The 19410-nt window shown below is 70.5% G+C and carries 18 protein-coding genes, 3 pseudogenes and 1 riboswitch; of the genes and pseudogenes, 14 read left to right on the top strand and 7 right to left on the bottom strand.

Annotated features, from left to right (window positions below):
* From AB0D34_RS46505 to AB0D34_RS46495, 3 genes are all read right to left on the bottom strand, one after another.
* Positions 1-260 (bottom strand): hypothetical protein (locus tag AB0D34_RS46505; RefSeq protein ID WP_362674109.1); only part of this gene is annotated, 260 nt, incomplete at its 3' end.
* A gap of 387 nt (positions 261-647) precedes the next feature.
* Positions 648-845, bottom strand: a complete 198-nt coding sequence (locus AB0D34_RS46500) for a hypothetical protein (RefSeq protein WP_362674107.1) — start codon at positions 843-845, stop codon at positions 648-650.
* 138 nt (positions 846-983) lie between these two features.
* Positions 984-1334, bottom strand: coding sequence for a DUF6233 domain-containing protein (locus AB0D34_RS46495; protein WP_362674104.1), 351 nt, complete (start codon positions 1332-1334; stop codon positions 984-986).
* A gap of 86 nt (positions 1335-1420) precedes the next feature.
* Between AB0D34_RS46495 and AB0D34_RS46490 the strand changes: the two are divergent.
* From AB0D34_RS46490 to AB0D34_RS46475, 4 genes and pseudogenes are all read left to right on the top strand, one after another.
* A pseudogene (locus tag AB0D34_RS46490) lies at positions 1421-1849 on the top strand (hypothetical protein); the annotation flags it as partial.
* Between the two features lie 32 nt (positions 1850-1881).
* Positions 1882-1949, bottom strand: a riboswitch (guanidine-III (ykkC-III) riboswitch).
* 400 nt (positions 1950-2349) lie between these two features.
* Positions 2350-3342, top strand: coding sequence for an aminoglycoside phosphotransferase family protein (locus AB0D34_RS46485; protein ID WP_362674101.1), 993 nt, complete (start codon positions 2350-2352; stop codon positions 3340-3342).
* A gap of 59 nt (positions 3343-3401) precedes the next feature.
* A pseudogene (locus tag AB0D34_RS46480) lies at positions 3402-3521 on the top strand (IS256 family transposase); the annotation flags it as partial.
* On the top strand, positions 3504-3731 hold the full coding sequence (locus tag AB0D34_RS46475; protein ID WP_362674116.1) for a hypothetical protein: 228 nt from the start codon (positions 3504-3506) through the stop codon (positions 3729-3731). The pseudogene AB0D34_RS46480 and the gene AB0D34_RS46475, both read left to right, overlap by 18 nt.
* 291 nt (positions 3732-4022) lie before the next feature.
* On the opposite strand, the gene AB0D34_RS46470 is transcribed toward AB0D34_RS46475, so the two are convergent.
* A complete protein-coding gene (locus AB0D34_RS46470) occupies positions 4023-4892 on the bottom strand; it encodes a helix-turn-helix transcriptional regulator (RefSeq protein WP_362674098.1) in 870 nt (289 codons plus the stop codon).
* Between the two features lie 98 nt (positions 4893-4990).
* Here AB0D34_RS46470 and AB0D34_RS46465 point away from each other — a divergent pair, with 98 nt between their 5' ends.
* On the top strand, positions 4991-6373 hold the full coding sequence (locus AB0D34_RS46465) for an MFS transporter (RefSeq protein ID WP_362674095.1): 1383 nt from the start codon (positions 4991-4993) through the stop codon (positions 6371-6373).
* Positions 6374-6482: 109 nt separating this feature from the next.
* Here AB0D34_RS46465 and AB0D34_RS46460 read toward each other — a convergent pair whose 3' ends face one another.
* Positions 6483-6635, bottom strand: coding sequence for a hypothetical protein (locus AB0D34_RS46460; RefSeq protein WP_362674113.1), 153 nt, complete (start codon positions 6633-6635; stop codon positions 6483-6485).
* Between the two features lie 548 nt (positions 6636-7183).
* Positions 7184-7781 (bottom strand): annotated as a pseudogene (locus AB0D34_RS46455) (HemK2/MTQ2 family protein methyltransferase).
* A 490-nt stretch (positions 7782-8271) separates the two neighbouring features.
* Here AB0D34_RS46455 and AB0D34_RS46450 point away from each other — a divergent pair.
* The 7 genes from AB0D34_RS46450 to AB0D34_RS46420 all read left to right on the top strand — a co-directional run bounded on the left by AB0D34_RS46450 (position 8272) and on the right by AB0D34_RS46420 (position 15160).
* A complete protein-coding gene (locus tag AB0D34_RS46450) occupies positions 8272-9132 on the top strand; it encodes an oxygenase MpaB family protein (protein WP_362674111.1) in 861 nt (286 codons plus the stop codon).
* A 432-nt stretch (positions 9133-9564) separates the two neighbouring features.
* Positions 9565-10047, top strand: coding sequence for an MSMEG_6728 family protein (locus tag AB0D34_RS46445; protein WP_362674093.1), 483 nt, complete (start codon positions 9565-9567; stop codon positions 10045-10047).
* A gap of 423 nt (positions 10048-10470) precedes the next feature.
* Entirely contained in the window at positions 10471-11262 is a 792-nt protein-coding gene (locus AB0D34_RS46440; RefSeq protein WP_362674091.1) for a UbiA family prenyltransferase, read from the top strand.
* Positions 11262-12443, top strand: a complete 1182-nt coding sequence (locus AB0D34_RS46435) for an FAD-dependent monooxygenase (RefSeq protein WP_362674090.1) — start codon at positions 11262-11264, stop codon at positions 12441-12443. Before AB0D34_RS46440 ends, AB0D34_RS46435 begins: the two co-directional genes overlap by 1 nt.
* Positions 12440-13528: a 3-oxoacyl-[acyl-carrier-protein] synthase III C-terminal domain-containing protein gene (locus AB0D34_RS46430; RefSeq protein WP_362674088.1), complete on the top strand. Its 1089-nt coding sequence runs from the start codon at positions 12440-12442 to the stop codon at positions 13526-13528. The genes AB0D34_RS46435 and AB0D34_RS46430 overlap by 4 nt, the downstream gene beginning before the upstream one ends.
* Positions 13525-14043, top strand: a complete 519-nt coding sequence (locus AB0D34_RS46425) for an isoprenylcysteine carboxylmethyltransferase family protein (protein WP_362674085.1) — start codon at positions 13525-13527, stop codon at positions 14041-14043. Before AB0D34_RS46430 ends, AB0D34_RS46425 begins: the two co-directional genes overlap by 4 nt.
* 10 nt (positions 14044-14053) lie before the next feature.
* The gene (locus tag AB0D34_RS46420) at positions 14054-15160 is read left to right on the top strand and encodes an NAD(P)/FAD-dependent oxidoreductase (RefSeq protein ID WP_362674083.1); all 1107 of its coding nucleotides are present in this window, start codon (positions 14054-14056) and stop codon (positions 15158-15160) included.
* Positions 15161-15735: 575 nt separating this feature from the next.
* On the opposite strand, the gene AB0D34_RS46415 is transcribed toward AB0D34_RS46420, so the two are convergent.
* Positions 15736-16434 (bottom strand): helix-turn-helix domain-containing protein, encoded by a 699-nt coding sequence (locus tag AB0D34_RS46415; protein WP_362674080.1) that lies wholly within the window; start codon positions 16432-16434, stop codon positions 15736-15738.
* Positions 16435-16585: 151 nt separating this feature from the next.
* Here AB0D34_RS46415 and AB0D34_RS46410 point away from each other — a divergent pair, with 151 nt between their 5' ends.
* On the top strand, positions 16586-17956 hold the full coding sequence (locus AB0D34_RS46410) for an FAD-binding oxidoreductase (RefSeq protein ID WP_362674078.1): 1371 nt from the start codon (positions 16586-16588) through the stop codon (positions 17954-17956).
* An 865-nt stretch (positions 17957-18821) separates the two neighbouring features.
* Positions 18822-19410 (top strand): alpha/beta fold hydrolase (locus AB0D34_RS46405; protein WP_362674075.1); only part of this gene is annotated, 589 nt, incomplete at its 3' end.

Genomic DNA, 19410 nt, shown 5'->3' with positions numbered 1-19410 from the left:
TCCTGGGAGTCCTTCTCCGCGTCCGTCTCGGAATCCTCGTTGGGCGTCTTCTGCACCGCGTGCATGGGGCGCTCGCTGACCTGCTTACGCTGGTCGTCCGTGGCCTCGTCGGACCGCAGGAAGTCACGCATCAGCATGACAATGCCGGTCGCGATGGCCAGCGACAGGTACGGTTCCATGCCTGCCTTGATCAGCCCCAGCACCAGGATGGTCAGCAGCATCAGCACCCCGAGCCGCTGCCAGTAGGTCCGCCAGTTCACTTGCCCAACTCCGTTTCTGTGTCACCCATATGACGAGGAGTGGGCTACTGCGTGCTTGCCGGCACTGTCACTCCGTCGTCGGGCTCAAGTCTGGCCACGGAGGCGCATGTGAGGCCATCCAACTAGCGATTCTGTAAAGGGTTTCCGTATCGCTTGAGATCAGAGCGGGTTTCAGGCCCAATGGAGGGGTGCCTGACGTCAGGGCACGCGACGACTCTGTCACCCAGGATGCGTCATTGCCCCCCGTTGCCGCGGGGGGCATCAATCTATCCGTACCAGGGCCACCGAGCCTGCTCGGTAGCGAGTCGCGTTCCGTCGACGCGCGCATGCCATTGAGGGGTCTTGGGAACACCGCTGCATCCGCCGTCTGCCGCCGGTCGCCTCCTCCTACGGGCGGGTGTTGGTGAAGTGCACGTTCACTCCCCAGCCCGCCTTCACCGGTTCCATGCACCATTGGCACAGCGGGATGCCTCCGCTGCTGTATTTGTGGGTCTTGCGCTGGCAGGCGGCGCAGGGGCCGACCTTGTCGCCTGGGCAGATCAGCGCGGACGGGTCCGGTTCGGTGATCGGCGGGGGAGTGGCCATGGTGGTGTCCTGTTCCGGGTGGCGCGTAGGGGCCGACCTGTCGTCAGAGTAATGAGGCTCTTGGCACGGCTGTTCGAGCCGCGCTGGGTAGCGGGGTGGGTTTCACCGCGGGCCGGAGCCAGCGCAGCGCACGCGGGCTTACGACTGGGCTAAGTCGACGATGTGGAGCTCGGCGTCCGATTGGCAGTGGGTGCAGGCGCGCAGTCCGTCGGCCAGGAGTCGGCGTGCTTCGTCGCGGCTGATGGGGCGGCGGCGGGAGCCGATCATGTGGCAGGCGCCGTTGTGTACCTGGACGGGCGGTTTACCGGCGCCGATGCCGACTTCGACGACCCACTCCGCAGGCTTCGGCCGCCGCCTGCGCCCGTGTTCCTCTTCCGCCTTGCGGCGCTCCAGCCGGGCGATCTTCGCGTCGATGCGGTGCAGCCAGAGGGCGTGCCACACCCGCAGGGTGCGCAGCCGGGCCAGGTCGGGTGGCAGATCATCGAACACATTTTTGATTCTATGCTCATGATCACGTCTCATCCCCTCGCGTGTTCGATTTTATGTTCGATAACGTGATGAGGGAGGTGAGCACGATGAGCAGGCAGGTGACGCCGGACGGCCGGCAGGGCGTGGTGATGCAGGTGCGCTGCCCCGACCGGCTGCCGGAAGAGCCCTACCGGCAGGTGCTGGAGGAGCTGGCCGGGCTGTCGCCGGTGGTCCAGGCACTGCCGCCGACCGCAGCCCTGGTGGACCTGCGCGGCGCCCTGCCGTACTACGGCGTCGACGCCCGTCGCCTGGGGGAAGCGCTGCGGGTGCGGACCATCTCCCGGCTGGGCATCGACGTCCGCGTCGAGATCGGCCCCTCCATCACCATCGCCGCCACCGCCTCCGGTCAGATGCCTCCGCCCGGCGGCGTCCTCTCGGTCGCCCCCGAGGAGGTCGCGGGCTGGCTGGGGCCGCTGCCCGTGGAGGCGCTGCACGGGATCGGTCCGCGGCAGGCGGCGGTGCTGCGCGACTACGGTGTGCCGATATGACGGTGCCGTCGGCGATGTTGAGAGCGTCGTCTTGTCGGGCCGGGTACGGCGCACATCTCGTCCGGGGCAGGCACTCGTGCACCTCCGCGCGGAATGTACTACGCCTGGACCAGGCCGCTCAACGAACAGCATGTCCGGCGGGCAGGCTCAGATGAGGCGACAGCGGGACTTGCACGCCCGAGGCGGTGACCTGCTCGGTCCTTCGTCGCGCTGGTCCCTCAGGGCCAGGCACCGACTGGGCTCGACCCTCGCCTGTGAGAGCAGCCAGTTGCTGGCCGAGGCCGCGACCGCGGCTCAGGGTCAGGGGGTATCCGCCTACGACCTCAATGACCATGCCTTCGGCCTCGTCCCCGCCCGTCTCGACGGTGAGGGACCACCCGACCTCCGGCCGCGAATCCCTCTGGACTGAGTTGAAGATGATCGACATCATGGGAGCGCTCTCACCACTTTCACTGTCCGGCTTCGGACCATCCGAAAGCGTGCCCTCCATGCAGAGTCAGACCAAGCGCCGTCTGTCCCCAGGCGAACTCGACGCCCTGCTGCGCGCCTCCAGCGGCATCGGCTGCCGTGTGGAGTCCGAGCTGACCGACGGCTGGTTCAACAGCGCCTACCGCGTCGTTCTCGACGACGGCCGACCCGCAGTCGTCAAACTCGCCCCGCCGGCTGATGTCGCGGTCCTGCGTTACGAACTCGGAATCATGGCCACGGAGGCCATGGTCTACCGGCGCATCGAGGCTCTTCCTGGAGGTTGGGTGCCGACGCCCGCCCTGCTGTACGCGGGCGAGGAGTTCCTGGCCGTGTCCGTCCTTGAGGGCACCCCGTGGGACAATGCGGCCGACCGCTTGTCGCCCGCCACCGAGGCGGCGCTGCGCCGCGAGCTGGGTGCGATCACCGCACGGCTGCACACCCTGGCCTCGGAGGACGGCCGGTTCGGCTATCCGGCCACCGAGTCCGCGCTGTTTGCCTCCGACTGGCGCACGGCCTTCACCACCATGGTGGACGCGCTCCTCGACGACGCCGAACGCTGGCAGTCCCCGCTCGGTGTACCACCCGCCGAGATACGAACGCTGGTGGCCGAGGGCGGCTACGCGCTCGACGAGGTCACCAAGCCCCGGCTGGTCCACTTCGACCTGTGGCCCGGCAACATCTTCGTCGACGTCTCCAACGACGGGGCACAGCCCCGGATCATCGGACTCATCGACCACGAGCGGGCGTTCTGGGGTGACCCGGCCGCCGAGCTGGTCTCCCTGGCCTTCGGCGGCGACACCGGCCCGGACAGCGACCTCGTCACCGGCTACACCGAGGCAGGCGGCAAACTCGACTTCACGCCCGCCTTCCGGCACCGGCTGGCCCTCTACCGCCTTTACCTGAACCTGCTGCTCGTCGTCGAATGCGGCCCTCGGGGATATGGTCCCGACCACCTTGCGTCCTGCAGCCACACCCTCGCCGACAGCATCACCCAACTCCGGGCGCTGGAGTAGCCCCAGGAGAGAGCCAGACACGTCGTGGGCCTGGCCTCGCTTTTTCCCGTCGAGCACTGATCCACCTGCCCACCACGAACCCCATCGAGTCCCCGTTCTCCGCCGTCCGCCTGCGGACCAAGGTCACCCGAGGCGCCGGCTCCCGCACCGCTGGCCTGGCCATGGTCTTCAAGCTCGTCCCCGAGTTCGGCGCCGAGCTGGTCGCGGCTGGTCATTTCCGGCAGGCCGCTCGGGACCGCGGTCACGAGCTCGCCGCCCAGCGGCAGCTGTCCGTCGGTGGCCACTCCTGCGACCCGCAGGTCGTGGCGAGGTCGGCGGCCACGGCGGACCGCCATTCCTCGTCACTGTTCTCCCCGGTGATGGCCGGGTGGACGCGGGCAGCCGGCTGATGTGCGCGCGGCAGCGCGGGTTACCGCAGCAGCGCTTGGTGGCAGTGACGCCGCCGGTGACGAGCGCCGTGTAGGGGTGTGCTCTTCGGAGAGGTTGGTGACGCGGCTGGCTGAGGTTCGGCCGTTGCCGCCGGGGTGGGGCCGGTTGTAGCGGTACGAGTCCAGCCCATCGCAAGGTCCGCGCCCGCACGTGTTAGTGATCACCCGCATGCAGGACCTGACCCTCGCTGCATGACCGGACACGCCAACAACCCGACTCGGGCTGATTGACCGCGGCCTTGCGCACACCCTCTAGGCGGGCACCGCCTCGAGGATCCTGGTGTGCGGACCTGGCAGGGACATGTGCCGCAGCGCGGTCAACGCCTCGTGGGAGGCGGAGCCGGCCGGGGCACTGTAGGCGACCAGGCGCTGGCCGGCAGCCACCGGCGCGGCCAGGACCACGTAGTCCAGCGTCACCCGGCCCACCCGGGGGTGGCGAAGTTCCTTGCGTCCCTGCACCTTGTGGCGCAGTTCCCGCTCCGCCCACAGGGCGCGGAACTGAGCACTCGTGGCGGAGAGTTCGGCCACCAGGCCGGTGAGTCTGCGGTCGTGCGGGCGATGCCCGGTGGCGGCCCTCAGGTGCGCGACGGCGTCGGCGGCGATCTCCGGCCAGTCCACGAACAGTTCGGCCGCCTCGGGGTGGGTGAAGACATAGCGGACGTTGTTGGGGTGGCCGGGCCCTTCCACGAGGTGACTGAAGAGGGTGGCGGCGGTGTCGTTCCAGGCCAGGACGTCACTGTGCGCGCTGATCACGTAGGCCGCAGTGGGTGGGGAGAGGAGTTCGAGCATGCGGCGTGCCTCCGGCGCGAGGGTCACCGGCTCCTGTTCAGGGCAGGGCTGGTCGGCCAGGGCGAACAGGTGCGCGCGTTCCTCCGCTGTCAGCTGCAGGGCCGCGGCGAGGGCGTCCAGGATGCTGGAGGACGGATGCGGCACGCGGCCCTGTTCGAGCCGCACGTAGTAGCCGGCGCTGATACTGGCGAGGCTGGCTACTTCCTCCCGGCGCAGGCCGGGGGTGCGGCGTGTGCCCGTCTCGGGCAAGCCGACCTGGCAGGGTGTCAGCAGGGTCCGCCGGGAGCGCAGGAAGGCTCCCAGTTCGTGCGCCATCAGGCTCTGTTTGGACACCCGACTCCCCAACCAACGGTTAGCACCACCCAGGGTGACCCTATTCGGTACACCCTGCTTGATTGCCTTTGCATCATCGCACGCAGCAGCCTGATGGTGTGACTGCCAAAGATCTCACTGCACCGTCTTTACCCGCTCCGGCCGCGACATCAACGGCACGGTGGACCTTGTTCGCCGCCTCGTTCGGCTTCCTGATGGTCAGCCTCGACGCCACGATCGTGAACGTCGCGCTGCCCACCTTGAGCGACAAGCTGGGAGCGGGGCTATCACAGCTCCAGTGGGTTGTGGCTGGTTACACTCTGACGTTCGCCGCGCTCCAGCTCGTCGGCGGCTCGCTGAGCGACCGGCTCGGGGCTCGGCGGGCATTCGCCGCCGGGCTGGGTCTGTTCATCGTGGCCTCGCTCGCGTGTGGTCTGGCGACCTCGCCCGGGATGCTCATCGCGGCACGTTTCATCCAAGGCATCGGCGCCGCCGTGCAGTTGCCGGCCTCCTTGGCAATGATCCGTCATGCCTATCCCGACGGAGCCGCCCGCAGCCGCGCGATCGGCGTATGGGCCTCCGCCGGCGGCGGTGCGGTGGCCGCAGGCCCGGTGGTGGGCGGTCTGCTCCTGGTCTGGCTGGGGTGGCGGTCGCTGTTCCTGGTCAATCTGTTGATCGGGGCGGTCGGGCTGCTGGCGACGCTGCGCGCCGCTGGCACCCGAGTGGGCCGAGCGCGCCGCCTGGACGTACCGGGGCAGGTCTTGGTGATCGTGGCCCTGGCCGGTCTGGTCTTCGCGCTGATCGAGGGCGGCACGCTCGGCTGGGACGCGCCTGCAGTGGTGGCGGGCCTGGTCCTCGGCGTGGCAGGCGCGGTGTCGTTCGTTCTGTGGGAGCGTCGGGCGCCGGAGCCGATGCTGCCCATGCGCCTGTTCTCCCATCCGATGTTCTCCACGGCGAGCATCGCCGGTTTCGTCCAGAACTTCTCCTATTACGGCATCGTGTTCCTGCTGAGCCTGTTCCTTCAGGATGAGCGGGGCTACTCGGCGCTGGAGACCGGCCTGCTCTTCTTGCCGATGAGTGTCGCGGCGATGGTGTCGAACCTGTGGGGCGGTCGGCTGACGGCTCGGCTGGGGCCGCGGATTCCGCTGATAGGCGGCCAGTTCGTGTTCGCGCTCGGGCTGTTCGCGCTCCTGCTGGCCGGGCCGCATGCCTCGGACTGGCAGATCTGGCTGGCAACTGTGCCGGTGGGCATCGGTGGTGGTGCTGCGGTGCCGGCGATGTCCGGGGCGGTGCTGGGGGCGGTGGAGCCCGAGTACGCCGGTGTGGCCTCGGCGGAGCTGAACACCGCCCGGCAGGTCGGCGGTGCTGTCGGCGTGGCCCTGTTCGGGACGTTGGTCGCTGGTGTGTTCGCGTCCGGGTTGCGGATCTCGCTGATCATCGCGGCTCTCGCGCTGTGCGGCAGTTCCCTGGTGACGGCGCGCTGGGGTCGGGTGCACGACTGACCAGGTGGCCGACCGGGACAGGCCCAGGGCCTCCGTTCCTTCTTTCCGGGAAGGAACGGAGGCCCTGGGCCTGAGCTTGACTCTGTCGGGGATCTTGGAATAGCCGAGGTCAGCTGCCCAGGGTTCGCCAGGACTTCGGCCGGGCTATCTCGCGCTGGTCGAGGTAGTTCTGGAAGGCAGTCGGCCGGCGGGGCGGGGGTGCTTCCTCGGCCGGTGACAGTCCGCTGAGACGCTCGATGTTGACGGCGATGGCGGTGAACACGTGCTGTAGGTGGGCTTTGTGCTGTCCCCGGTAGCGGCAGCGGCGCATGCCGTGCCCGTGGGCGAACTCGTTGACTGGACCTTCCCCTTGATCGTGGACACCTGGAGACTGGGATCTGGGGTTCCAGAGGAAGTAGCACCAGGTGGGAAGCAAGTACACGAAGCGGTACACCGAAGAGTTCAAGCGGGACGCGATCGCGCTCGTTGACTAACAAGACCTTCGGCTACCTCACCCCGGCCGAGACCAGGCAGCGGCATCAAGCCGCCCTCGCGGCATAACCGACGAGTGTCCAAGATCACGGGGAAACTTCATTGACCTGCATAAACGCCCTCTGGGATCCGGGATTGCACGGTACCGCGACCCTCCTGGAGGCCGCAGTTGGACGTGCGTGACTCCGACGCCGGGCGTGTCCCGGTGGCTGGTTGTCGCACCAGGGAGGCGGCGGCTGCGACGACAGGTGCGCAGGGCACCTGCAAGAAGTGGGAGAACACCGTGCTGCCGTTCTTCCACCAGGGCACTCCACGAGCAGGAGGCCCCGGTGCTGCAGATCAGACGGGGAGTTCGGCACGGACGACCACCAGCTCTTCCTTGTCATCGGCAGGGGGCAGCAGGCCACGCGCCCGCAGCCAGTCCGCGCGGGCGTGCATCACGGGAACGCGATCCGTTGGCGGTGGATGACATCGGCCTCGAGGCCGGCTCCGCGCAGGTGCTCGACTGTCCGGTCGGAATCGCACAGCGCGGAGTGCACGATGAGCAGAACGCCGCCCTGACGCAAGCGGGAGGGAGCTCCCCGGCAGATCCGGTCCAGCAGGAACCGTCCGTCCAGGCCCGCGTCCCAGGCCCGGGCGGTGCCCCGTGGCGGCCGTTTGGCGCACGGCGCCGGTACGTACGGCGGGTTGGTGAGGATGAGGTCGACGACTGGTTGCGGACGGGGGCGAAGAGGTCTCCGCGTCTGATGCGGACCGGCACCTCCGCCAGCCAGGCGTTCAGCCAGGCCGTGCACACGGCGCGCCAGGACACGTCCACCGCGGTGACCCGGGCGTCGCGGCGGGCGGCCGCGATGGCCAGTGCACCGGTACCGGTGCCGAGGTCGAGGACGTCGGCGCCTGGTCGGAGCGGTTCTTCGGACAGGGCGCTGGCGAGCAGAGCGGTGTCGTCCTGCGGGGTGTACGCGCCCCGGGAGGACCAGCGGGAGGGCTGATGGCGGCATCAGGGTACGCACGCCGGCCGGGTACCCCGACATGCAGGTAATACAGCATATTTCGGACGGCCGACGGGTGTGCGGGAATGCGGAAGCGGGGTGCGAGGCGAGGCTGGCGCAAGGGCGGGCCTGCTGCGGACAGTCGTGGGCGGCCTCGGGGATGGACGCCGTGCTGGTCTGCTCCGTGACTACGCCTGCCGGACGGGTGGCGGCGGAGCTCGCTATCTGCCCGCGATCGACCGGCCAAACTTCGTGGCGCGCGGTTCAGCGCTCAGTGCGGCGAAAGGCGGGACGCGGGAAAGCCGGCCTGGTCCCCGGCGGCGCGGGGTGGGCCGATCCCCGGGACCGAAGCCCTGCGGCCCCAGTGTAGAGCCATCTGCTTTGTTCGCATCAGTCCTGGTATGGAGGACACTGGTGAGAGAGGGAGGTGCGACGGTGGTGCTGGTAGTCCGTGAACGGTTGGGCCAGGCTTTGTTCCGCCGTGTCGCCGGCCCCGGCGGACCGGCGGTGCGTGCCCGCATCCACCACATGCCCGGTCCGCGCTGGTTCGGACCGGACCGCCCGATCCGCACGGTCCACGCTGACGCCTCGATGTTCATCGGAGGGCTGAGCGCGCTGCTGCTGCAGTCCTTGCATCCGCTCGCGATGGCGGCGGTGGCCGGGCACTCCGGTTACCGAGGCGATCCGTGGGGCCGCCTCCAACGCACCAGCACCTTCTTGGCCGTGACGACCTACGGCACCGCCGCGGACGCCCAGCAGGCCGTCGACCACGTGCGCAGCATCCACGAACGGATAAGTGGAACGACGGCCGAGGGCCTGCCGTACCACGCGGGCGATCCGCATCTGCTCGGCTGGGTGCACGCCGCCGAAGCCCACTGCTTCCTGCGCGCCCACGAACGCTACGGAGCCCGCCCGCTGGACGCCGCCGGCTATGACGCCTACGTCGCCGACACCGCGCGAGTCGCCGAGGCGCTGGGAGCGATCGATCCACCACGCGACCGCCGCGAACTGTCCGAGCGGCTGAGCGCCTACCGCCCGGAACTGCGGGCCACACCTGAGGCCCGCTCCGCCGCCCGCTTCCTGTTGTTCCAACCTCCCCTGCCTCTCGTGGTACGGCCCTTCTACGGCGTCCTGGCCGCGAACGCCGTCGCGCTGCTCCCGCCCTGGGCTCGCGGCATGCTGTGGCTGCCCCGGGTGCCGGTCGTCGAGGATTTCGCCGTACGCCCCACCGGCCAGGTGCTGACCCAAACCATCCGCTGGGCCATGAACCCACCGCGCCAGTCTCGTCCGACGTGAGCTCCCTGGGGTCCCTGGCGCCGATGCGCCTGAAGGTGGCTTCGAGCCGACACCGCGTTGTCAGACACGATGTGCGCCGGTCGCGGGCAGTCGGCCATCAAGCGGTGTCTGAGGGACGCGGACGGCCCAGGGCGAGCAGGGCGGTGTCGTCGGTCGACGCGGGTAGGCCGCCGAGAAGCTGGCCGGACCGTTCGTACCTTGCTACCGAGGGGCAGGCACGTTGATCGGAACCGTGTTTGTCTTGGTGGACGTACTGAACTTCCTCCCCGGCGCACCACCGACTTCGGCCGCTCTGACACACGTATGCCACGAATCCAGGGATCGAACGCCGAGAGTTCTGCGAATGACACCTGACGGTCACGGCCGCACGCGGCCGAACACCGGATGGCTCCGCCCCGGCCGGATCCGTTCCTACGCCTGATGGGGTAACAGATGCAGACCTTCCTGCCCTATCCGGACTTCAGGGCATCGGCGCTGGTTTTGGACCGTCGTCGACTCGGCAAGCAGCGGGTCGAGGCGCTGCAGGTCCTCCGCGGGCTGATCGTGCCGGGTTACGGGTGGCGCCGGCACCCAGCGGTGCGAATGTGGGCCGGCTACGAGGGAGCACTGGTCCGGTATGGCCTGGAGGTGTGCAAGGTGTGGCGTGCAGCGGGGCATCAGGACACTTGCGCGGCTTCGCTGGTCAGCGGCCTTGCCGCATTCCGGCCTGGTGCACCGATACGTGCCCAGCCGCAGCTGGCAAGCGCCGGAGAGCTGCCTTGCTGGCTTGGTGATGACGCCTTCCACCGCAGCCACCGCTCGGCGCTGGTGCGCAAGGACCCGGTCACTTACGGCCCGCTGTTCCCCGGTGTGCCGGACGATCTGCCGTATGTCTGGCCGGCGTCGGACCGACCAGGCGACGCGCCCGGCGCATGAGTGCGCTCCGCCAAGGACACGCATGGCGCTGCGTCGGCCCTTGCCCGAACGGCCGGTCGCACCCGACCGTCGGGGCGGTGGACAGGCAGGCGACCGGCAGGGTCGGCGCCGCGGCGTGAGCTCGGTCGACGGCGCCACGGGTCGGCGTGCAGGGGCTTTGCGGGCGACGAGGAGTTGCTGCAACCGCCGACGTCAGCCGGATGCCGGAGTGAGTCGTGTGAGCGGGCTGGCAATGTGGCACTGATGCTTCATGCGCATCGTCACCGGGGCGACCAGGAGCGTCATGTCCACCGTTGTACGACGTCTGCGTGCCGTGGGCACGCGCGACCGGGCCGGCCGGACCCCGCGGTCGAACGTCCGCGTGGCGGCCCGATGACGCCCGTGACGTCCGGCGTGGGTTCGGCGCGGCCAGGACCGTCGCCCGTGCTCGCACTGTTCGCCGCCGCCCATGGCGGGCCGGCTCTGGCGGTCACCGCTGTCGGGGGGCTGCTGGCGCTCCGCGGCGACCTGCGTCCGCTTCACGCCTTCGCTGTCACCGCGGCGCTGTTCACCGGCCAGCTCACGATCGGCTGGGGCAACGACCTGCTCGACCGCCATCGCGACCTCGCCGTCGGCCGCACCGACAAGCCACTGGTCACCGGCGCTCTCCCGGTCGGGCTGGTGGTGCGAGCCTTGGTTTGGGCCGCACTCGCCTGCCTGGTTCTGTCCGTGCTGGCCGGCTGGCGCAGTGCCCTCGGCCTCTTCGTCGTCACCGGTGCGGGGCACGTCTACAACCTGGGGCTCAAGTCGACCCGGTGGTCGTGGGCGCCGTACGCCTGTGCCTCCGGGACGCTGCCCTCGGCCGTCGCCCTCGCCGCGCCCTACCCGCAGTGGGCGCCGTTCTGGATGACCGGTGCGGGCGCCACGCTGGGTGTCGGAGCGCACCTGCTCAACGCGCTGCCCGACCTCGCGGACGACGAACGCACCGGTGTCCGCGGCCTCCCGCACCGGATCGGTGAGCGCCTCTCGCGCGTCCTGGCCGCCGTGCTGCTGTCCGTGGCCTCGCTGCTCGCTGTGTTCGGCCCCGCGGGTGGGCCCCCGGCGTGGGCGTGGGCAGTCCTCGCACTCGTGGCCGTCCTCGCGGCGTTCACGCTGGTCGCTCAGGGCCGTTCCCCTTTCCGGGCCGCGGTGTTCATCGCCCTCCTCGACGTCGTGCTGCTCTTGGCGGTCGGCTGATGGTGCCGACGCCCACCCACTGGGACCTCGCCGTGATCGGTGCCGGACCGGCCGGCGCCGCCACGGCCCTCGGCGCGCTGCGGGCCGAGCCGGGCCTGCGCGTCGCCCTCTTGGACCGGGCGGACTTCCCCCGGGACAAGGCATGCGGCGACGGGGTGGCTCCGCACGTCCTCGATCTGCTGAGCGAGGTGGGCGTGACAGGTCTCGTCGACGACCGCGCGCCGGTCGACCGGCTCCGTCTCGGCCGCGGTGGCCTGGTAGCCGAGCGGCGGATGGCCCGCCCGGCCTGGGTGGTACCGCGCCGCGTCCTCGACACCTGCCTGGTCGACGCGGCGGTCGCCGCAGGCGCCCGGCTTCTCCGGCACAGGGTCCGTGACGTGCGGCATCACGGTGATGCGGTGGTCCTGGACGGCGAGATCTCCGCCGCGGTCGTCGTCGGCGCCGACGACGCCCACTCGATCGTCCATCGCGCGCTCGGACTTGCCGGCGGACCGGTGGCCCTGGCGGTGCGCGGCTACGCGCCGATCCCAGCCGAGCGGCGTGGCGCGCTGGTCATCGCGTTCGCCGACCGTCACCAGCTGGCATACGCATGGTCCTTCGACCTCCATGACGGCCGCGCGAACGTCGGGTACGGCGAAATCCTTCATGAGAACCGTCCCGCACCGAGCCGGATCCAGTTGTTCGAGCGCATCGAGGCTCTCCTGCCCGGCGCGACCGAGGGCGGGGCGCACTGGGTCGGCCACCACCTGCCGCTTTCGACGGCACGCTGGCGCCCGCCCACCGGCCGCCTGTTGCTCGCGGGCGACGCCGTCGGCCTGGTGAACCCACTGACCGGCGAGGGCATCTACTACGCCGTCGCCTCCGGCATCGAGGCCGGTCGCGCGGCAGCCGCGGCCCGGCGCGCCGGGCGGCCCGAGACGGCGGGGGACCGGTACGCCGACGCCACCCGCCGCATCCTGCTGCCCCACCTGCGGCACACCGCTTTCGCCGCCCGGCTCGCGCGCAGCACACGCGTCCTGGAGGCCGGGCTGCGCGCGTCGGCCGCCGACCAGCGCGTCTTCGACGACCTCGTGGAGCTCGGCCTGGCCCGAGGCGGGCTCACCCCCGCCATGGCGCTCGGCCTGGGCCGGGCGCTGGTCGCGTCGTTCCGCCCCACCGGCCGACTCCCGGAGCCACCATGACCATGCGTGTCCTCAGTGTCCGCGGCGCCCTGCCCGAGCACCGCCACCGGCAGGAAGAGATCACCCGGTCCTTCACCACCACGCTGACCGAGGCAAGGGTCAACCGCGGCGTCGTCGAGCGCTTCCACCGCAATGTGCGTGTCGCGACCCGGCACACCGTGCTGCCGCTGGCGGCGTACGCCCGGCTCGAGGACTTCGGTCAGTCGAACGACGTGTTCATCCGGGCGGGCGTAGAGCTCGGCGGCCGCGCGGTCGTCGACGCGCTCAAGGCTGTCGGGCTCACACCGGCCGACGTCGACTACATCGTGTCCTGCACGGTGACCGGCCTGGCCGTCCCCTCGATCGAGGCCCGCGTGGCCGCGGAGATCGGGCTCCGCCCCGATGTGGTGCGGCTGCCCCTCGTCGGCCTCGGCTGCGTCGCCGGAGCGGCCGGCATCGCCCGCCTGCACGACCTGCTGCGCGGTCGACCGGACGGTGTCGCGGTGCTGATGTCGGTGGAGCTGTGCTCTCTCACGCTCCAGCGCGACGACACCTCGGTCGCCAACCTCGTGGCCAGCGGTCTCTTCGGGGACGGTGCCGCGGCGGTGGTGGCCGTCGGATGCGAGCACCCCCTCGCGCAGTCCGACGAGCCCACCCGTCCTGAGGTGCTCGCCTCCCGCAGCCGTCTCTACCCCGACTCGGAACGCATGATGGGCTGGGACGTCGGCGCCCGCGGCTTCAAGATCGTGCTCGACGCCTCAGTCCCCGACCTGGTGCGCCGGTACGTCGGCGAGGACGTCCGCGGCTTCCTCGCCGAACACGGACTGACCGGCGACGACATCGGCTGGTACGTCGCCCACCCTGGCGGCCCGAAGGTCCTGGAGGCGCTGCAGGACGCCCTCGGGGTCGAGCGATGCGCCCTGAGCGTCACCTGGGACTCGCTGCGCCGCATCGGCAACCTGTCCTCCTCGTCGGTGCTGCATGTCCTGGCGGACACGCTCGCCAACCGTCCGCCGACGCCCGGCTCCTACGGGCTCCTGCTCGCCATGGGGCCGGGCTTCTGCTCTGAACTCGTGCTCCTGCGCGCTCCGCGAGGTGGGCAGTGACCAGCGAGGTGCTGTTCACCGTCCTGGTTGTCGCCATCGGCCTGGAGCGGGTCGCCGAGTTGGTCCTGTCCCGGCGCAACGCCGCTTGGAGCCTGACGCGGGGCGGAGTGGAGCACGGGCGGGGCCACTACCCCCTCATGGTGATGCTGCACACGGGACTGCTCGTCGGCGCGCTCACAGAGGTGTGGATGCGACGGCCGGATCCCGCGGCGGTCCTGGCGTGGGCCATGCTCACCCTGGTCGCGGCCTCGCAGGGGCTGCGCTGGTGGTGCATCGCCACCTTGGGCCGGCAGTGGAACACCCGCGTGATCGTCGTGCCCGGCGCCCCACGCGTCATCAGCGGCCCCTACCGATGGATCCCCCACCCGAACTACGTCGCTGTCGTCATCGAGGGGCTCGCGCTCCCGCTGGTGCACGCTGCCTGGGGCACAGCCCTGGTCTTCACAGCCCTGAACGGGTTCCTGCTCGCCACCCGCATCCGCACCGAGGACGCCGCCTTGACACGGCTGGCCTGAGGAGGCGCGTGTGGACCTGCTCGTCGTCGGCGGAGGACCCGCGGGCCTGGCCACGGCCCTGCACGCGGCCAGGGCGGGGCTCGACGTCACCGTCTGGGAACAGCGTGCCGGTACCGTCGACAAGGCCTGCGGCGAGGGACTGATGCCGGGCGCCGTCGCCGCCCTGGCGGCGCTCGGTGTGCACCCGCCGGGGCGCGTCCTGAGAGGCATCCGGTACGTCGCCGGACCGCGCCGGGTCGACGCAGATTTCCGCGCGGGGCCGGGGCGCGGGGTACGCCGCACGACGCTGCACGCGGCGCTGCGTGAGGTGGTGCTCGCCTCGGGAGTGCGGATCGAGCAGCGCACCGCGCGCCGCATCGAGCAGGGGGAGGACGGTGTGGTGGCCGACGGCGTTCGCGCCCGTCACCTCGTCGCGGCCGACGGCCTGCACTCACCGATCCGCCATGCCCTGGGCCTCGACCGGCGCCGTCCGGGCCACCTCCGGCGGCACGGGCTGCGGCGCCATTACGCCCTCGCCCCCTGGGGCGACCACGTCGAGGTGCACTGGGCCCGCGACGCGGAGGCATACGTGACCCCCGTCTCCGACGATCTTGTGGGCGTCGTCCTGCTCACCGCCGCCCGCGGATCGTACGACGACCACCTTGCCGCCTTCCCCGAGCTGAGGGAACGGCTGGCCGGGGCCGAGTCGGCCGGACCGGTGCGCGGGGCGGGCCCGCTCCGCCAGGACGCGAGCGCGCGTACCGCCGGCCGGGTGCTGCTCGTCGGCGATGCGGCCGGCTACGTCGACGCGCTGACCGGCGAGGGCGTCGCGCTGGCGCTCGCGCAGGCGCCGGCGGCTGTGCGAGCAGTGACCAGCGGGGACCTCGGGACCTACGAGCGGGAGTGGCGACGGCTCACCCGACGCTACCGCTGGTTGACCCACGCGCTCCTCTGTTCGACCAGGGTTCCGCCGGCCCGCGCGGCGCTGGTGCCCATGGCACAGAGGTTGCCGTGGCTCTTCTCCGCCACAGTCGACGTGCTGGCACGCCCGGCCGGGGAAGCCCGATCATGCGGGACGGCCGCGTTTGGTCCCGGCCGTACGGCTGCGAAGACGGAACCCCCGCGCCCCACTGGATGACCAGCAGCCCCACCACGCAACCCCAGGAGAAGGCGGAGCCTGCTCCGATGCAGGCAGAGCGACAGCGTTCCGATCCTGTCTGTACTCGGGGCGCCGGAGCGGTGACTCCCAACAGCGGGCGCCGGATCGGTTGTTCGGCGGAGACATAACTGTGTTCCCAGTGATGTTCATCCAAGGGGCCGGGCTGACCGAAATCGCATCTGCGTGACCTCCAGCTCGATTTCGACCAATCACCATCAGGAGAAACCCCTGCTCGCTCGGGGTTTTCTCGGCGCGAGAAACGTGTCCTTCACCGCGTGTCGGTGCCGGACACGTGATGTGGTCACCGGGCTTTTCCCCGGAGTGCAACCGGTGGCCCGCCAGGCCACGTGGGGACCGGCTGGGAAGGCAACTAGGACGGCGGCCCGCCGTACTGGTGCGTGCCATGCTGCTGCTCCCTCTCCTCGACAGACAGCATCAGGCTCGCTCCACGACCGGAATCGGCGCCGACGGGCTCGTACATGCGGCGCGCAGTGCTCGACAGTCTGCTGGGTATGCATCTGATGGCCTGGCTGCTTCGGCGTGCGTCGAATACGTCAGGCTGTCGAAATCGCCGTGGTTCGGGAGCGCGGTTTGATGTGGGCGAAGGCGCTGCGAGCGTTCCAGGAAGGGAACGCCCGTACCAGCCAGGAGGGGCCGTGGAGTTGGATGCGCTGGTCGCGGACGGCGTCGGCCCAGGTCTGCTGGCCGGCGTGCCATTTGACGAAGGCCTCTGCGTCCGCCGTGATGTAGAGGTCCTCGTCGAGGCCGGGGTACGTCTTGCAGATCTCGGTGTCCCCGTGGTCGATCAGCAGCCAGTACCGCTCGGGGCGCGGGCGGCCGGTGAAGTCGAAGCGGATGACGACGCGCCGGTCCGGGAGCCGGTCTCGGCGGAGCATGTTGCACATCGACCACAGCGCCACAAAGGGATCGAGCTGCTCGGGGGCGATCTCCAACCAGGCAGCACCCCACTCGCCGAGCGACACGCAGACCTTGAATAGGTCATGCCCCGCGGGTGTGAGCTCGTAGTGGCTTCCGCGCCCGTCGGGCTTGGGTTCCGCCCTGACGATGCCGAACCGTTCAAGCTGTTTGAGTCTCTGCGAGAGCAGGGTGCGGGAGAGCCCCGGGGCGCCTTCCAGGATCTCGCCAAAGCTTCCACAGCCCAGGTACAGGTTGCGGATGATCAACGGCGTCCAGCGCTCGGCGAAGATCTCGGCGCCGCGGGCGATCGGGCAGTACTGGCCGTAGCTCCGCACGCCATCAGTGTCGCACTCCTGCCCTAAGCCCTGAAGTCCAGATTCTTGACTTCACAACCGTGGCCTGCGGAGGTGCGATGAGGTTGACGGGCGAGGAGACGACACAAGGATCTCCGAGCGAGTCGGCCACCCGAGTGAGGAGGCGACCGCCATGAAGATCGACGGATTCCGAGGCCGGTTGATCACCAGTGACGACGCCGACTACGACGCCGCCCGAGCTGTGTGGAACGGCGCCGTGGACCGGCGCCCACGGCTGATAGCCCGATGCCAAGGCACCGCCGACGTGGCCGCGGCCGTGCGTTTCGCCCGGGACCACGACCTGGAGATCGCCGTTCGGGGCGGGGGCCACAACGTGGCCGGCACCGCAGTGTGCGACGACGGGATCATCATCGACCTCTCGGCGATGCGGGCCGTGTCGGTCGACCCCGCCGACCGCACGGCCTGGGTCCAGGGCGGTGCCCTGTGGGCCGACGTCGACCACGAAACGCAGGCCCACGGGCTGGCCACCACCGGCGGCATCGTGAGTCACACCGGCGTCGCCGGGCTGACCCTCGGCGGCGGCATCGGCTTCCTCATGCGCAAACACGGGCTCGCCGTCGACAACCTGCTGACCGCCGAGGTGGTCACCGCCGACGGCAGCATCCTCCGAGCGTCCGCCGACGACCACCCTGATCTGTTCTGGGCGCTGCGAGGCGGTGGCGGCAACTTCGGCGTGGTCACCCTGTTCCGGTTCGCGCTGCATGGCCTCGGCCCGACGGTCCTGGCCGGCCCCGTCTTCTGGGCGGCCGACGACACCGCCGACGTGCTGCGCTTCTACCGGGACTTCGCCGCCGCGGCGCCCGACGAGCTCGGCACTGTGGTCAGGCTCGGGACCGTTCCCCCGTTGCCCGTCATCCCCGAGGAGCTGCACTGGCGGCCCGCCATCGCCGTGGTCTGCTGTTATGCAGGTCCGATCGCCGACGGCGAGCGCGCGGTGGAGGCCCTTCGCCGGCTGGGTACGCCGCTGGTGGATCTGCTCGCGCCGAAGCCGTACTGCGCCCACCAGAGCGCTACCGACGACACCACGCCCCATGGCTGGCACTACTACTGGAAGTCCACGGACCTGGCCGACCTGTCCGACGACACCATCTCCGTCATCGCCGAGCACGCCTACCGCGCCGGCTCGCCCCGGTCGTACGCGGTGATGTTCCACATGGGCGGCGCCGTCAGCCGAGTCGCCCACACCGCCACCGCTTACGCCGGCCGCGACGTGGCCCACAACATCAACATCGACGCCGTATGGCTGCCCGGTGAGTCGGGCGAGCACGCCGCGGCCGAGACCGCGTGGGCGCGGCGGTTCCTCCACGCCCTCCAGCCGCACCGCGCAGGCAGCGTCTACATCAACTTCCTCGACTCCGACGACGACACCAGCCGCGTACGAGAGGCGTACGGCGAGCGCATCTACCGACGACTGGCGGAGGTCAAGGCCAAGTACGACCCCGACAACACCTTCCACCACAACAAGAACATTCACCCCGGCTGAGCAGGGTCGGCGACGATCGAAGCCGGATCGTGGACCCGCATGCTCGGAACGAGTGGTTGAGCCTGGAACACGGCTATGAGCGCAGCCGGCAGTTGGGATGCGGTCGGGTCTGATCCACACTCAGGGGCATTGCATGAAGTGGATCCGTTCGGTTCACGCGTCCCGTCCGTGACGTCATGTCATGTCCTGTTCTGGGGCCGGGAAGCAGTGCAGGTACGGCGCCGGTGATCATGTGTTTGTCGAGACCCATGAGAACCGAACGAGACCGTGCCTGCCCCTGCATCGTCTCCCATGCCCGTCGCGCTGGAGAACCTGGCCCGCGCTCCTTCTTCCGCGCCCCTCATCGACGCAGCAGGTCTGTGTTCCTTCCCGGACGCGGTGCCTGACCCGCGGGATCGAAGGGGCCGCTGGCATCCACTGTCCGCGCTGCTGGCGGCGGCAGCGGCTGCGGGGAGCCAGGCGTCCCCCTCCAGGCGGACCCAGCGTCCCCCACGCGGGGACCCGCTCGCCCCGCCCCGGCGGACGCACCGGCCCGCCCGTCCGGCCGAACATCACGGCATGACGACAACTCAACTTCCTTCGGAGAACCGACGTTCCCTGCCGCCGGCCGGGAGGGCGGTCCGCGCCCTCGGCCGCTGCCTCCTCGTCGCGCTCGGCGTGCTCCTCGCACCCCTCGCCGCCGTCGCCGCCCTGTGGGCGACCGCGACCGTCACGGCTCACCTCACGCTGATCCTCGGCGCGGGAGCAGCCGCGCTGATCGTGGTGTGCGCGGCCGGGGTGTACGGCGGGGTGCGTCGGCGGAGGCGTCACCGCGCTCGTCACGGCGGTCGTCCTGCTGCTGACCTCGACGGCGGCCTCCCTGACCGTGTTCCGGCCGCTGGACGAGGCACCTCCGGCCCCGCGCTCGCAGCCCACCGGCTACTGGAGCCTGCCGACCGGATCCCGACTCGCCTACGCTCTCCAACGGGCGCACGGACACCCCCGGCCGACCCCGGTGATCGTCCTGCACGGCGGCCCCGGCACCCCCGGCGACGGCCCCGACCCGGTGGAGCGCCTCCTGACCCGCCAGGGGTACGACGTCTACTCCTACGACCAACTCGGCTCCGGCCGCTCCGGGCGACTCTCCGACCCCACCGGCTACACCGTCGCCCGCCAAGTCGCCGACCTCGAAGCCGTCCGCGCCCGCATCGGAGCCGACCGCGTCGTCCTGCTCGGCGCCTCCTGGGGCGCCACGCTGGCCGCCGAGTACCTCGCGGCTCACCCCGACCGGGTCGCCCGCATGGTGCTGACCTCGCCGGGCGTCCTGTGGGCGCCGGCCTGGAAGGACCGAGCGGAAGGCGACATCTGGGATCGACTCACACCCGCCCAGCAGCGCCGTATGGACGAGCTGGAGGCAAGCCCACGGCTGCTGGCCTGGTCACTGCTGATGGAGGCCCAACCCGCGCGCCGCTCAC

Source organism: Streptomyces sp. NPDC048420, assembly GCF_040651535.1.
Classification (GTDB): Bacteria; Actinomycetota; Actinomycetes; order Streptomycetales; family Streptomycetaceae; genus Streptomyces.
The sequence above is the reverse complement of the archived record's forward strand: the minus strand, read 5'-3'. Positions and strand labels throughout refer to the sequence as shown.